12 protein-coding genes and 4 tRNA genes are annotated in these 14,765 nt (G+C 41.8%); 8 read left to right on the forward strand and 8 right to left on the reverse strand.

Features of this window, described 5'->3' with window-relative positions:
- Positions 1-72 precede the first annotated feature (72 nt).
- The 5 genes from G4Y78_RS10600 to G4Y78_RS10620 all read left to right on the forward strand — a co-directional run bounded on the left by G4Y78_RS10600 (position 73) and on the right by G4Y78_RS10620 (position 1,601).
- Positions 73-148 (forward strand) — tRNA-Val (locus G4Y78_RS10600).
- Positions 149-175: 27 nt separating this feature from the next.
- Positions 176-252, forward strand: a tRNA-Asp gene (locus tag G4Y78_RS10605).
- Between the two features lie 317 nt (positions 253-569).
- Positions 570-645, forward strand: a tRNA-Val gene (locus G4Y78_RS10610).
- A gap of 28 nt (positions 646-673) precedes the next feature.
- Positions 674-750 (forward strand) — tRNA-Asp (locus G4Y78_RS10615).
- Between the two features lie 83 nt (positions 751-833).
- Complete coding sequence (locus G4Y78_RS10620; RefSeq protein ID WP_163832997.1) at positions 834-1,601, forward strand: 5'-3' exonuclease H3TH domain-containing protein; 768 nt, start codon at positions 834-836, stop codon at positions 1,599-1,601.
- 61 nt (positions 1,602-1,662) lie between these two features.
- On the opposite strand, the gene G4Y78_RS10625 is transcribed toward G4Y78_RS10620, so the two are convergent.
- The 6 genes from G4Y78_RS10625 to minC form a co-directional block, all read right to left on the reverse strand.
- On the reverse strand, positions 1,663-3,771 hold the full coding sequence (locus tag G4Y78_RS10625; protein ID WP_163832998.1) for a carboxy terminal-processing peptidase: 2,109 nt from the start codon (positions 3,769-3,771) through the stop codon (positions 1,663-1,665).
- Positions 3,772-4,551: 780 nt separating this feature from the next.
- Positions 4,552-5,862 carry a M18 family aminopeptidase gene (locus tag G4Y78_RS10630; protein ID WP_163832999.1) on the reverse strand — a complete coding sequence of 437 codons (1,311 nt, stop codon included), beginning with the start codon at positions 5,860-5,862 and terminating at the stop codon, positions 4,552-4,554.
- 184 nt (positions 5,863-6,046) lie between these two features.
- Positions 6,047-6,673 carry a pseudouridine synthase gene (locus G4Y78_RS10635; protein ID WP_163833000.1) on the reverse strand — a complete coding sequence of 209 codons (627 nt, stop codon included), beginning with the start codon at positions 6,671-6,673 and terminating at the stop codon, positions 6,047-6,049.
- Between the two features lie 136 nt (positions 6,674-6,809).
- Entirely contained in the window at positions 6,810-7,058 is a 249-nt protein-coding gene (gene minE, locus G4Y78_RS10640; protein ID WP_163836437.1) for a cell division topological specificity factor MinE, read from the reverse strand.
- Positions 7,059-7,060: 2 nt separating this feature from the next.
- Positions 7,061-7,870 (reverse strand): septum site-determining protein MinD, encoded by an 810-nt coding sequence (gene minD, locus G4Y78_RS10645; RefSeq protein WP_163833001.1) that lies wholly within the window; start codon positions 7,868-7,870, stop codon positions 7,061-7,063.
- Between the two features lie 71 nt (positions 7,871-7,941).
- Entirely contained in the window at positions 7,942-8,775 is an 834-nt protein-coding gene (minC, locus tag G4Y78_RS10650) for a septum site-determining protein MinC (protein WP_222937681.1), read from the reverse strand.
- A gap of 431 nt (positions 8,776-9,206) precedes the next feature.
- Here minC and lpxL point away from each other — a divergent pair, with 431 nt between their 5' ends.
- Positions 9,207-10,124, forward strand: a complete 918-nt coding sequence (gene lpxL / locus G4Y78_RS10655; RefSeq protein ID WP_222937682.1) for an LpxL/LpxP family Kdo(2)-lipid IV(A) lauroyl/palmitoleoyl acyltransferase — start codon at positions 9,207-9,209, stop codon at positions 10,122-10,124.
- Between the two features lie 166 nt (positions 10,125-10,290).
- Here lpxL and rapA read toward each other — a convergent pair whose 3' ends face one another.
- A complete protein-coding gene (gene rapA, locus G4Y78_RS10660; RefSeq protein ID WP_163833003.1) occupies positions 10,291-13,170 on the reverse strand; it encodes an RNA polymerase-associated protein RapA in 2,880 nt (959 codons plus the stop codon).
- Between the two features lie 194 nt (positions 13,171-13,364).
- Complete coding sequence (locus tag G4Y78_RS10665; protein WP_163833004.1) at positions 13,365-13,652, reverse strand: YebG family protein; 288 nt, start codon at positions 13,650-13,652, stop codon at positions 13,365-13,367.
- A 383-nt stretch (positions 13,653-14,035) separates the two neighbouring features.
- Between G4Y78_RS10665 and ccoM the strand changes: the two genes are divergently transcribed.
- Positions 14,036-14,146, forward strand: coding sequence for a cytochrome c oxidase subunit CcoM (gene ccoM, locus G4Y78_RS31535; RefSeq protein ID WP_329604958.1), 111 nt, complete (start codon positions 14,036-14,038; stop codon positions 14,144-14,146).
- Positions 14,147-14,449: 303 nt separating this feature from the next.
- Positions 14,450-14,758 carry a BolA family protein gene (locus tag G4Y78_RS10670; RefSeq protein ID WP_163833005.1) on the forward strand — a complete coding sequence of 103 codons (309 nt, stop codon included), beginning with the start codon at positions 14,450-14,452 and terminating at the stop codon, positions 14,756-14,758.
- Positions 14,759-14,765: the final 7 nt, after the last annotated feature.

Consider the following 14,765-nt stretch of genomic DNA (forward strand, 5'->3'; position numbering starts at 1 on the left):
TATGAAAATTTTAAAATAGCTGTTGCAATTTGAGTGAAGAGGCCCTTATAATTCGCCTCGTTCTGACGCGGTGGGCAGATAGCTCAGCTGGGAGAGCATCGCCCTTACAAGGCGAGGGTCGGGGGTTCGAACCCCTCTCTGCCCACCATATTTACGTTGGAATAATTCCTGAAATGGAGCGGTAGTTCAGTTGGTTAGAATACCGGCCTGTCACGCCGGGGGTCGCGGGTTCGAGTCCCGTCCGCTCCGCCATTTTTTGTTTCTTTCTGCTTAGTATAACACTCGGTTTATCGCCTTTTTTCTATTTGCTATGTAGTGTCAGTTGGCTCTCGGCGGTTACTTTTCCTTAATTGTCTTTTGTATTTGTTTGTTCATTTAGCCTGTTCATGTATTGGTTTTGGTTGAAATCAATCAATTAGGTGTGGTTATTAATATTGATTGAAAAGATATTCGCACAGTTTTTATTTTGTTTGGAAAATGTACTTAAATTTGCTGTGGACAGCTTTCTATCAAAAAGAGTTGCAATGCTGGTAAAAGGTTGCTTATAATGCGCCCCGTTCTGACGCGGTGGGCAGATAGCTCAGCTGGGAGAGCATCGCCCTTACAAGGCGAGGGTCGGGGGTTCGAACCCCTCTCTGCCCACCAATATTTACGTTAGAATAATTCCTAAAATGGAGCGGTAGTTCAGTTGGTTAGAATACCGGCCTGTCACGCCGGGGGTCGCGGGTTCGAGTCCCGTCCGCTCCGCCATCACCAAAATTCATTAGTTCTTCAATCTCAAAGTTTTTGTTTTATCTGATAAAATCAAGCCAATTTACAATAAGAGGCTTTCGTTGAGATCAATTAATCTGCTACTAATTGATGGTTTAAACTTAATTCGACGGATTTATGCTGTCCAGCCTGATATTGAGCAAAGTTTGCAGTTAGTTGCACAGTCATTGCGACGGGCTATTAGAGATTGTCAGCCTACCCATGGTTTGATGGTTTTAGAGGGGCAGGGGCCTAACTGGCGTAAGCAGCTTTATCCAAGCTATAAAGCCAATCGAGCTGAAGCACCACAAGCACTGACTGATAATTTACCTCGCTTTATTACATTATGCCAAGATCAAGGTATAAGCAGCTTTCAGCTTGATCATTATGAAGCCGATGATGTGATTGCTTCTATTGCTTGTAAAGCTCAGGTAGCGGGCTGCAAGGTGATTGTGTTATCAACGGATAAGCTATTTTGTCAGCTGATATCAAAAGAGATAACTATTAGAGATCACTTTGCCAAACAAAATCGAGATGCCCAATACGTCTATGAAAAGTTTGGAGTGCAGATTGAGCAGTTAGTCGATTATTGGGCATTGGTTGGGGATAGCACAAATAATATTCCCGGTATTAAAGGTGTAGGGCCTAAAACGGCAAAGCAGTTGTTAAATCAATATGATTCAATTAAAACCATAACTACGCAATCTATTCATCCACAAAGCTCCGCTGAAAATAAGATGATTTCATTATTAAAAGCGAGTCAGCAACAACTAAGTTTATTTCAACAACTGGTAGAGTTACGAACGGATGTAGGGTTGGGGGTAAACTTACAAGACTTACGGCTCATTTAAATTAGCCAACAAAAAAAGCCTGGTTGGTAAGCCAGGCTTTTTTATGAATACATGAAAAAAGTTAATTATTGGTTGTTGCAGCAAGTCTGTGTTGAATATTGATGTAGTCTGCCAGAATATTGCCAGCTTCTGCCAGTAATGGGTCTTCTTCAATGGGAAGTTGTTTATTATTCCGAGCGAGCTCTTTTTGTTTGGCTTCGAGCTCTTCCAGTGAGGCATAGGGTTTTTCTCCTTTAGCCTTCCGGCGCTTGTTTTCTATTTCTAGTCTTTTGTCATCAATCAGATCATTATTGGTTTTACGTTGCTTTGCATTTAAAGACAAAACTGTATTTTGCTGAATATCTTTTTGTAGTTTTAAGTAGTCAGCATAATAGATAAAGTCAGGATTATTTTTGGTTCTCAGTCTGTAGCTTCTGTCCAGTTGGTTTAGATAAGGAGTAATTTCTTGATAAGTCATATACTTACCAGGCTTGATACGATCCCAGGGCAAGGCATCGGGTAACGAGCTTTCACCCACTTTATCTACATCATAGAGGGCAGGGAACTGGATGTCGGGGATTACACCTTGGTTTTGAGTGCTTTCACCAGATACGCGATAAAACTTCGCTAAGGTCAGTTTCAGTTCGCCATGGTTGATGGGTTGAATGGCTTGAACAGTACCTTTACCAAAAGTACGGCCACCAACCACAATAGCTCGTTGGTAATCCTGCATAGCACCAGCAAAAATCTCTGATGCTGAAGCGCTCAAACGGTTCACTAATACAGCCATAGGGCCTTTATATGCCACTTGATTATCACTATCTACTTTAGGACTAACTCTGCCTAAGTGGTTTTTAACTAAGACCGTAGGGCCGCTAGGGATGAATAATCCAGTCAACTCATTGGCTTCTTGAAGCGAGCCGCCACCATTATTGCGTAAATCGATGACAAGGCCATCAATTCCTTCTTTTTCAAGCTCTTTGATTAGCTTTCTAACATCGCGAGTAGTACTTTTGTAGTTTGGGTCACCTTGTTGTGCTGCTTTGAAGTCAATGTAAAAAGCGGGTACCTGGATAACCCCTACTTTTAATGGAGCACCATTATGCTTCAGCTCAATCACCTGCTTTTGAGCGGCTTGTTCTTCCAGCTTCACTTTATCGCGAACGATATGGTAAATCTTGGTTTGGTCGCCGGTAACTGTAGAAGGAATAACTTCTAAGCGCACAACGGTCTTTTTAGGGCCGCGAATAAGCTTAACTACATCATCCAGTCGCCAGCCAACTACATCAACAATTTCACCTTCTTTGCCTTGTCCAACCCCGACAATTTTATCGGCGGGCTGAAGTAGGCCTGCTTTTTCGGCTGGGCCTTTGGCAATTAACCTGACAACTTTGGTGTAACGTTCATCCTGTTCTAATAATGCGCCGATCCCCTCTAAGGACAGGCTCATATTAATATTAAAATTTTCAGCTTTAGTTGGGGATAAATACTGAGTGTGAGGATCATAAATTTGGGTAAAAGCATTAAGAAACTCTGAAAAAGCATCTTCACTATTGCTTTGATTTAATCGATGGAGCTGGCTTTGATAACGCTTTACAAGCTTTTTGCTAATTTCAGGAATAGACTCGCCGCTGAGCTTTAGTCGTAACACTTGATCTTTCAGAAATTTTCGCCATAAGTCTTGTTGTGTTTGCGTATCACTAGGCCAGGGCGAATGCTCTCGTTCTATGTCTATACTTTCATTTTTGTCAAAATCAAGCTTATCTAAGTTGGATTTAATGAACTCAATTTTAAAGTTTAAGTAATCACGAATACGTTGCTGATAAACGTTGTAAATTTCAAAGGCTGGTTTGATATTGCCGGTTTTTAATTGATTATCAAACTTATAGCGATACTGATTAAATTTATCGATATCTTGCTTTAAGAAGTAAAGGCGGTTGGGGTCAAGCCTTTCAAGGTAGCGCTGATAGATCTTTTCAGAAGTTACATCATTAAGTGGTATTTGCTCATAGTGATTGCGTAGGTTACGTACTGCAGTGACCGCTGCAATTTTTTGTTCCCTGGAAGGCTTAAGTAGTTGGAAGTCTTCGCTATTACTGATTGTTTTTGCTTCAGCAGTCAATGATAACCAGACTGCTAGAATTGAAACAACAGGGCGGACAAAAGCCTGTTTGTTAAGTTTTAATACCATTGGATGCAACTCAGCTAATTTATGGGCGCCTACTTGGCAGCCCTTTTCATGTTATCTTGAAACGCTAGGTTTACTGCTGTTACAAGAGTTTGAGAACAGTCTTGCAAACTAAGTTCCACTGACGCTGTAATTCAAGATAAGTTAGTACCACAGGAGTGGCTTAGGGTAAAGTTTAGCGTATCTTGGAGGGGGAAAAGATTGAAGAGTGGCAGGGTTTTGGAGATAGGCAGTGGATTTTGTAAAGCACTGCCTAATGAAAATTCGGTTTAGTTATAACCAAGTACAAAGCTACAATCTTGGTCAGAACGTTTGGTTGTAATAAAATTAGTTTTGAGGAGCGGGTTCACTAGTGTGTTAACTGGCTTCTCTGCCTTTTTGCTAAAGCGTTGGCAAGCAATATGATCTGCAAAGCTGTTTTTTTGTGTTCTAGGCATAGCTAAAGCTCCAATAATAAAGCGCAGTCTTTTCAGTAATTTGCTTCCTTTTGCTTATTAGTTAATTACTTACTTTCTAGCGCTTCCTTGTTTCTGACAGGGTTAGTCTAGCAACAATTGATCAGTGAATAATCCGTATCTATACGTAATTTAACAGGCTAAGTGTGAACTTTTCCTTAACTTTATTTAGGGGGAAAGTCGGGGAAGAAAAAAATTAAGCTGAGATTTCATGTAAATAAATTTGACAAATGTGAGTGGTAAATTTCAGGACACTCTAGCTTTAAAAAATAGCCGAGTATCCTTTGTGGTATTTTCTTAACTGAAGTGTTTTTTATTTAGGTTTGTTTTATTTGTTTGGTAGCTGATGAAGCTGCATGAAGTAGCTTAAGGCTTTACAAAGTGAGTAGGCGTCTTGGCTACCTGCTAGCTCCCGTATAGAGTGCATTGCAAAAGTAGGAGCACCCACATCTAAAGTTCTTACTCCAAGCTCTCCGGCGGTAATTGGACCAATCGTGCTGCCACAGGCCATATCGGCGCGAGTGACAAATGCTTGTACTGGTACGTTTACCTCGTCACATACCCAGCGAAACAGAGCGCTAGTTTCACTGGTAGTAGCATAGCGTTGGTTAGCATTAATTTTTATAACAGGGCCTTCGTTGAGTTTGGGGCCATGGTTGGTGTCATGTTTATCTGCAAAGTTAGGGTGAATTCCGTGGGCGTTATCAGCCGAAATCATCAGGCTGTTTTCCAGGCAGACAATGAGAGGCTCACCTATACCCACCACTCGCTCTAAAGTCGACTTCAAAAAGGGACCGTTAGCGCCGCACGCTGATAAGCTTCCCACCTCTTCATGGTCGTTGCATACTAGTAACATGGGTTGTTGCTGGTCTTGCTGAAATGCATCGATTAGTGCCACCAAGCCGGTATAACAGCTGAGTAAGTTATCTAAACGAGCACTGGCAATAAACTCTTGGTTTAAACCAATATAACCAGGTGGCTGGGTGTCATAGCAAACAACTTCGTAGTCGAGCACTTTGGTGACATCTTCAATGCCTTGTTGCTGGAGTTGCTCTAACAGCAGTTGACGAAAGCTAGTCTGATCCTTTGGCAATTGTCCCAGAATAACAGGTATGTCCTTTTGAGGGTTGATTGAGCGCTTGTCATTGGCTTCGCGATCAAGATGGATGGCCAGACTGGGAATGATGCCAACAGGCTTTTCAAAATCAATTAGGCTGCTGTTGAGCTTGCCTGACTGGGTGCTATAGCTGACCCGACCTGCTAAAGATAAGTCCCGGTCAAACCAGGGGGCGAGTAACACTCCACCATACACCTCTAACCCTAGCTGGAAATATCCCTGTTGATACCGCTCAGCATTAGGCATGATTTTTAGGCAAGGGCTGTCAGTATGAGCACCTGTCATTCTGAACCCCTGTTGGGTGTAATTTTCATTACCTGTGGTAAAAGCAATAATTGATGAGTCATTACGAGTAACAAAATAGCCCTTTTGTGGCTTTAGTTGCCAGGCCTCATGTTCAAATAGCTGGTTAAAGCCTGCTGCTTTTAAGGCATTGGCCATAGCAGCTGTTGCATGAAATGGAGTGGGTGAACTTGCTAAAAAGGTGAGCAGGTCTTGGTTAAAGGATTGAGATGAAATCATTTGCTTTGTTTTACCGGTACACGATAAGGGGATTGCAAGCGTAGTCGTTTTGCAATTCCACTAATGACAATGAATAGATATAGATTATGTTGTTATCTAGCTGAGTATATCAAGAATTGTTGATGACAGCCTTAAATGCGGAAAAGCAAAAACTTATTATCTATCACCTTTCTTTCTAATGTACTCAAAACGGAATAGGGGAGGTAAATTCCAGAGGTGCATTGCTCTTCGGGTGGTAAAGTTTGAGGATGTGAGCATGCAACAACATTCGTGTTGATTTAGCATGAATACTGGCTGGTGCATACCACTCATCCCCCAAAATAGGATTACCTAATGCTTTCAGGTGTAATCGTAGCTGATGAGAGCGGCCAGTAATGGGTTTGAGTTCTACGCGGCTTTTCTGGCCATCATAATCCAATACTTTCCAGTAGGTATCCGCATTGCGTCCCATTTGATAGTCAATGCGCTGCTTGGGGCGGTTAGGCCAATCGACACAAAGTGGCAAAGTAATTCGGCCTTGGGGTTGGGGAAGTCGGCCTGCTACAACGGCCTGATAGGTTTTATTAACCACTCGGGTTTCAAACTGTTTACTGAGGTGGCGAAGACTGTCTAAATTCATAGCCATTACAATCAAGCCAGATGTTTGCCAGTCAAGTCGGTGGACTATTCTTGCCGTCGGAAATACTCGGGTAACGCGAGTAGCTAGGCTGTCATTAAGCTCAGGACGATTACTGGGTACAGTCAATAGTTTTGCTGGCTTATCAAAAACCGCAAGATCATCATCATAATAAATACAGTTGAGGTACCGCATAGCTGGCTCTAAAACTAGGATAATAGCGGGGTGCAGATTGTAGTGATTAGCAGGCAGTTAAACAAGTAAAAAGCAATAGATTGGAGGTTTAGTCAGAGGCAGCCAATTATATGGCTGCTCCTTGTTTTTTGAAAAATTAGCCGGGAAGGGTGACATTCAACTCTAAAATGGAGCAGTTGTCAGCATTATCAACACTCACACTGACTTGATCATTTTCAATCTCAATGTATTTTCTAACCACGGCTAAAATATCTTGTTGTAAGTTGGGCAAGTAGTCCGGGCCATCACGGGTCGCTCGTTCATGAGCCACAATGATTTGTAAGCGCTCTTTGGCAATATTGGCGCTAGGCTGCTTTTTTTGTCTAAACATTTCCAGGAAACTCATCATTAGCCTCCAAACATCCTTTTTAGCAGGCTCTTGCGCTGTACCTCTAGAAAACGGTGGGGCAGGTCTTCGCCTTTGAAGCGAGAGACAGCGTCGTTGTATGCTTGACCTGCATCGCTTTCAAGGTCGTGAATAACCGGTACCCCTTGGTTGGATGCTTTAAGTACTGCTTTTGATTCAGGTATGACGCCAAGAAGAGGAATTGCCAGGATATCCTCCACATCAGCGACACTTAACATTTCACCTCGGTTGACCCGGTCTGGATCGTAGCGAGTGAGTAATAAGTGTTCTTTTATTGGCTCTTTATTTTCTTCTGCTCGCTTCGATTTACTGTGAAGAATGCCCAGGATTCTGTCTGAATCGCGTACTGATGAAACTTCTGGGTTAGTCACAATTAATGCTTCATCGGCAAAATAAAGTGACATTTGTGCACCTTTTTCGATACCAGCAGGTGAATCACAAACAATGTAATCAAATTCTTTTCGAAGCTCATTGAGTACTGTCTCAACGCCTTCCATGGTCAGGGCATCTTTATCACGAGTTTGTGATGCAGGTAAAATATATAAATTTTCAACCCGTTTATCTTTAATCAGGGTTTGGTGAATGGTAGCCTCTTTATTAATAACATTAACAAAGTCGTACACCACTCGTCGTTCGCAGCCCATTACCAAGTCTAGGTTGCGTAAGCCGATGTCAAAGTCAATGACAACTGTCTTATGCCCTTTTAGCGCAAGGCCAGTGGCAAAGGCAGCACTTGTTGTTGTCTTACCAACACCTCCTTTACCGGAGGTCACCACAATAATTGTTGCCAAAATTAGGACCCTTAAAAATTCTGTTGCTGATTTATTAAGCGTTTCTTAATTATTAATTAGCACACTCTGATTCAGAGTGCGATAATTTGCAACTCTTCATTCGACAATACGACATGTACCGGCTGTTGCCATTTATCTCTTGGTATACCACTATCGACTTGATAGCTGCCAGCAATGGCAATTAATTCAGGCTCAAAGCGCTGACAAAAAATTCTTGCTTCGCGATTACCGTTAATACCTGCTAAAGCTCGACCACGTAATGGCCCATAAACATGAATATTGCCCGCTGCTAATAGCTCGGCACCAGCACTAACTGGGGCGATAACAATCAGATCACCCGCTGGTGCTAATAACTGCTGCCCTGAGCGTACTGGATGAGTTACCAATTTGGTCGCTACCTGCTGCTTTGAGGGCTGTTCTGGTTGCAAAGTTCCTTTAGTTTTGGATTCAGCTGTCGTAGAACTTGAGGAAGTATGTGCAATTGTGTTGTCAGTTTGATGATCATTAAGTGAATTTTGCTGTGCAGTACTGCCTCTTTCTTCTGGTAGCCAGGCTAAACCTGCACCCGTTGCGGCCTGACGGATATAGATATTATCTGAGCGAAAGGCAACCACCTGTAGGCCATGTTCTGCACACTGTTGCTTCAGTTGTAGTAAATCTAAGTTATGGTTATTGATGCACTTTGCTAAATTAATGATTACTGGAGTTTGCCTAAAAAAATTAGGTGCCTGCGCGACTTTTTCTGCAAGTGCTACAGTAAATTTTTCTGGTTGGTAACGGTATAAGTCAATTGATGTCAAGTTGACCCTGCTAGCTTTTAATTGAAAACAGCTGTCTTCCTTTGAAGCAAAATTCGCGTTAGTTGTCATAGTCGTTGCTGCTTTGGCTGCTTTATATAAGCTCATAGGTTAAACAATAATACCTGGACAATCACAAATAAAAAATCGAATCTGGTGAGCTATCGCAAAAGTAAACCGCTGAAGTGTTTGAGTCTCTAAATAACAGCTTTAGCAGTAGGTACTGCGAATAGCTTGGTGAACTAGCAGTTGAAACGCCAATTCTTCATATGTATTTACCGAATTTAGCTTGCGATATACCCATACTCAAAGAGTAGGAGATTTAAGTCCTCTATGCTGATTGGAGTAAATTGCGTACAATGGCGCGCTTTTATTTTATTGTAGAAGAATTTTTTTATTGGATGCTTAGAAAAGATAGCATTTTTTTGTATTCATCATTGATTTGCAATTGATAGTGGCCGTTGACTAGTGGAATACCCTTATATTAAAGGGGTGAGCAGCTACACTACTCAGGCTTTCTGAATTTGGTAGTTAAAGGTATGTTGGAGCCCAATCGCTTTAAAGCTAAATTTCTCAGCCCAAAATACTGGCTGACTTGGTTATGGTTAGGTATTGCCTGGCTGATCAGCTGGTTGCCTTATAAATGCTTGATGTGGTTAGGGGGGGGAATTGGAAGGCTTTTGTATTGTTTGGGTGGTCGTCGGAAACACATTGCAAAAACAAACATTGCACTGTGTTTTCCAGAGCTATCAGTAATAGAGCAAGAGCAAATGCTCAAAAATAACTTTATCTCAATGGGGATGAGTTTATTAGAAGTAGGGATGGCATGGTGGTGGCCAAAATGGCGACTGGCTAAACTATCAACAATAGATGGTTTGGAGTATTTACAAAGCCAGGATGGTGAAGGCATTTTATTAGTAGCCATGCACTTTTCAACATTGGAAATTGGTGCAGCATTACTGGGTAGAGAAATGCCAATTGATGGAATGTACCGTAAACATAAAAACCCTGTTTTTGATTTTATTCAGCGTCGGGGTAGGGAAAATTATCATCCCTCATCACAAACTATTCCACGCAAGGAAGTGAGAACTATGTTGAAAGCACTAAGACAGGGCAGAACTGTGTGGTATGCACCTGACCAAGATTATGGGCCAAAGCAAAGTATTTTTGTTCCATTTTTTGGTGTAATTGCCGCAACAGTGACAGCAACAGCTAAATTTGCCAAATTAGGTAAAGCGAAAGTGGTACCTTTTGTTCAACACCGTCGAGAAGATGGTAAAGGCTATCATGTGCAAGTATTACCACCATTGGAAAACTTTCCCACAGGTGATGAAGAGGCGGATGCCATTACAGTCAATCAGTTAGTTGAAAGAGAAGTCCGAAAACGGCCTGATCAATATATGTGGTTGCATAGACGCTTTAAAACCAGACCAGTAGGGGATGTAAAAATATACTAAGTAGTCTAACAATAAAGTTTTTTCACCTTGACTTATGCTGTATCTCTAAGAATGAGCCTGTATATCAAAGCAGACAGGCATCACCTGTTGCCTTGAGTAGTGAAAGAACTTTTTGGTTGAAGCACTAGCTATGATAACAGCACTTTAGGTGCTGTTATCGCCTGCCTTAGCCTGCAAACATAACACGAATGCTATCTAGTCTTAAGTTAGTTTTTTGTAGAGCTGCAGTTCCTTGATTAGCTAGGGAACGCCACTGCTCAATTTCCGCTTCACGAATATTGGGATTCACTTTTTGTAGGGCTTCTAGTCGGCTGATTTCTTCTCCTAGCTTGGTGAGCAGTTGTTGAGTAGCGGCTTTTACGATAGCGTCTACCTGTTCACTGGCTTTATTTTCAGCCATTTTTAATGCTTCGCTGATAGGCTCTGACTGTGCTTTAATCAGCTTTCTGGCAGTTTTTTTCTTGATTGGGTGTAATTGAGTATCTAGCGTTTCAAAGGTGACTTTATCAGCTAGGTCATTGCCTTTTGGATCAATTAAAGCACGAATGCTAGATGGAACCATTAACCGTTTTAATTGGGGTTGTTGTTGGACAGGCGCTTCAACAATAAAAATGGCTTCTACCAGCATAGTACCAGGCTTTAAAGCTTTATTTTTTAATAAAGCAACTGCTGTATTACCTAATTCAGTATCCAGCATTTGCTCCATGCCATAGCGAACTAGGGGGTGCTCCCAGGTTAAAAACTGCATATCTTCTCTGCTTAGTGCTTGTTCGCGAGAAAATGTCATGGTAGTCCCGTCTTCAGGCAGCCCTGGAAAACTGGGTAATAACATTTGTTCACCTGGACGCACGATAATGGCATGTTCAGAGTGGTCTTCTGAATCAATACCAAAGCAGTCAAATAAAGCCTCTAAATACTTTTTCAGCGGTTTAGTTTCACTAGCAGACTCAACGGTGCTAATTAACTCGCTAGTGTCACTCAGGCCTTGAGAGTGTAATTCCAACAGCCGATCACGCCCGGCTTGTAGATTAGACTTTAACTGTTGATTGAGGACTTTGGCTTCTTCAATAAAAGCATCAATATCCTGTTGCTCACAGGTTGAAGCAGTTAATAAATCTTCCAGAGAAGGCTTTAGTTTTTGATAAACACCGTCACCCGTTGTGCATATTTGTTCAAATGAATTAAGGCTATGGTGGTACCATTGAAATAAAACGTCTTGTGCTGAGTTTTCAAAATACGGCACATGCACTTTAATGGTTTCAGTCTGGCCAATGCGATCAAGACGGCCGATTCTCTGTTCAAGTAAATCAGGCAGCACAGGTAAATCAAATAATACTAAGTGATGGGCAAATTGAAAATTACGGCCTTCACTGCCAATTTCTGAACAAATTAAGGTTTGGCAACCATACTCTTCATCAGCAAAATAAGCTGCGGCTCTATCCCGCTCAATAATACTCATCCCTTCATGAAAAATGGCACTGGCAATGCCTGAACGTACTCTTAATGCTTCGTCTAGCTCCATACAGGTTTCTGCATGAGCACAAATAATTAAGACTTTTTGGCTTTTTAGTAATTTTAACAGGTTGATTAACCAGTCAACACGTGGATCAAAACGCCACCAGGGGTCTTTATCTTCAACCAAAATTTCCCTTTCGTAGGTGCGCTCTGGAAACAAAACTGCATTGGGAGTATCACGGTTTTCGAGAGCAAGCTGATATAACTCAGGCAACTTCTGTGGGTAAGCTTGCATGACCCTACCAGGAAAGCCAGATACGGCAGATCGGGTATTTCGGTAAAGCACCCGGCTAGTGCCATGACGATCCAATAAGTGAGATAACAGTTGCTGTTTGGTCTGTTGTTTGATCTTTTCAGGCTGATCGCTATTAATGGTGGCAGCCTGCTGGCTGGCTTCTTCACCTAAATAATTAATCAGTCGGTTAATTGCAGCTTCAGATAAAGTTTGACTTTCAATTAACTCTTCAGCTATTTCTGCAACGGCTTGATAATGCTGTGACTGCTCTTCAAAGTCAGCCAGTGAATGAAATTTGTCTGGATCAAGTAACCGAAGGTGGGCAAAGTGGCTGCTGTGACCGCATTGCTCTGGAGTAGCTGTCAGCAATAATACTCCAGCTGTTTTTTGTGCAAGCTTTTCAATGGCTAAATACTCTTCACTTGCCGTGTCAGGGGTCCAGCTTAAGTGGTGGGCTTCATCAACGACGAGTAAATCCCAGTCAGCTGCTAAGGCATCATTTAAATGCTTAGCTTGTGTGAGTTCATTTAAGCTGATTAATATTAATTGCTCACTTTCAAAGGGATTGCCTGAGTCAGAATCATTGAATTGAGCCAGTCGCTCACTATCAAACAGGCTAAAGTGCAGGTTGAAACGTCTAAGCATTTCCACCAGCCACTGGTGCAATAAACTTTCGGGTACCACAATCAAGACTCTTTCCGCTCGCCCAGTGAGTAGCTGTTGATACATGATCAACCCGGCCTCAATGGTTTTTCCTAAGCCCACCTCGTCAGCCAGCAATACCCGAGGAGCCTGACGTTTACCGACTTCATCGGCAATATGTAACTGGTGGGGAATTAAGCTGGTGCGTGCGCCACACATGCCCAGTAAAGGAGATTGATAAATATTGCGGGCATGTTCCCAGGTTTTATAGCGCAAGCTAAAGTGGTTATTTTGGTCAATTTGACCTGCTAATAAGCGCTCTTTCGGTTTTTGAAACTGGATGAAGTTGCCTAGGCATGACTCTGAAAGCTCTTGAGGTTTACCGTTGGGCAAAGTGCCCTGATAAGTAATTAAGCCATCTTGCTCCACTATGTCGGTAACCATCATGCTCCAGCCTTCATGGCTTTCAATGGTGTCACCGGCAACAAAGCGGATGCGGGTAAGAGGGGAGTTTTTTACTGCATAAAGTCGAGTTTGCCCATTAGAGGGAAACAGTAATGTGACCATTCGTTGATCCAAGGATAAAACAGTGCCTAGGCCTAGCTCTGTTTCTGTATCACTAATCCAACGTTGTCCTGGAACAAATGTCGTCATTCTGTACGCCTATCTACCTCAGAAAAAGGCGATATGGTAGCGAATATATTCTGAATAACAATAGTCGATTTGCCTAATTTTCGGCAGTAATTTTTATCAGTGGGAAGAAAAAGCTTAAAAGTAGTTAGTCGCCTGTTGTTGTTTGTTATTGACTCTTTAGAAAAACAGCAACAGGCAGGGTAAAAAAGCCTTAATTATTCATTAGTATTGGCTTCTTCAGATTGTCCATCAGCAGATTCTTTACCAATCTCTAATATTAACTCTGGTTTGCCTTTAATCGCTTTGGCCAGGGTTTCTTTGTGCTTGGCGAATAATAAACCAATATCTTCAGCAATCTTCTCATCAATACTATCAAATGTTTGCTCTAGCAGCATGGTAATATTTGCAGCTAGCTCAAGCATTTTGTCGTGTTCTTCGGCGGCTTTTTTATCTGAGAACATACTACCGTCCCTATCGCATTTCCACATGGGTATAACGGCCATTCGCTCACCTCTTGCATGGACCAAATTAATTTAGGTCTCAAATATAAGTACATTGAGAGACCTGTGGATTAAAACTCATTGTGAAACTAGCCAGCTTAGTTAGCTAGTTATTATGGTTGTACTGTATATAAATACAGTATATTTGTCCATAGGGGCTGTATTGTATCCAATAAGGTTGGCTAGGAACAATCCAAATATTTTCTGTCGCTTTAAATCACTAGTTTTTACCGTTGGCTTGTAAGAATGAAAAATTGCTTTAGGTCAATAAAAGTCTCTAACTAGGCTATTAGCCTTATGAGCTGATTGATGTTGGTCAATAAAAGCAGCCTGGGTTGCTGCTACTGTTGGTTCAAGTTTAGGCAATAGCCAACAGGAGGTAAGCGATGTATATCGATGAAACAGTGTTAGCTTCTTTAATAACGATTGGCTTAGTTGTTGGTTTCTTTGTTGGTGTTGGCCTACTGATTCGAAAGGATATTAGAGGGCAACGTTGAATATACCGATTTTCACAGTTTTGGTCAGCAGTTTTGGCTGCTGGCCAAAAGTCAGGTCATTATGACCTGAACGTTTGAGGCTAGACAGACGTAAGGATGCTCTATTTGTATAGAGCTTTTAAGGTAAGTGTGGTGGGCTACTTAGTTTTGTCAGGTTTTACGTAGTCTATCACCTTGCCTGTTTTTTCTCTTCTAGCTTTTATTAGTACCTTATGATGGTTCCTTTTACTCCTTTATCTGGCTTTCAGCTTGACCGGTTTCAAGGTAAGATTAATTTAGTTGGTTAAGCATGGGAGACAGGTGATGAGTGTACAGGCTGAAATTGAACAAAAATTGACGAAAGCTTTAAATCCTGCCTACTTAGCTGTTACAAATGAAAGTCATATGCACAATGTGCCGCCTGGCTCGGAGTCGCACTTTAAAGTGGTGGTTGTATCAGCTGACTTTTTAGGAAAAATGCCAGTAAAAAGACATCAGCTGATTTATGGTTTATTAGCTGAAGAAGTGCAACATAAAATTCATGCATTAGCGTTGCATACTTATACGCCAGATGAGTGGAAGAAACAGGCCGAGTCTGCTCCTGAGTCCCCCAGCTGTGCAAATAAAAGATAGGCTCCCA

The organism is Spartinivicinus ruber (assembly GCF_011009015.1).
GTDB classification, from domain to species: domain Bacteria; phylum Pseudomonadota; class Gammaproteobacteria; order Pseudomonadales; family Zooshikellaceae; genus Spartinivicinus; species Spartinivicinus ruber.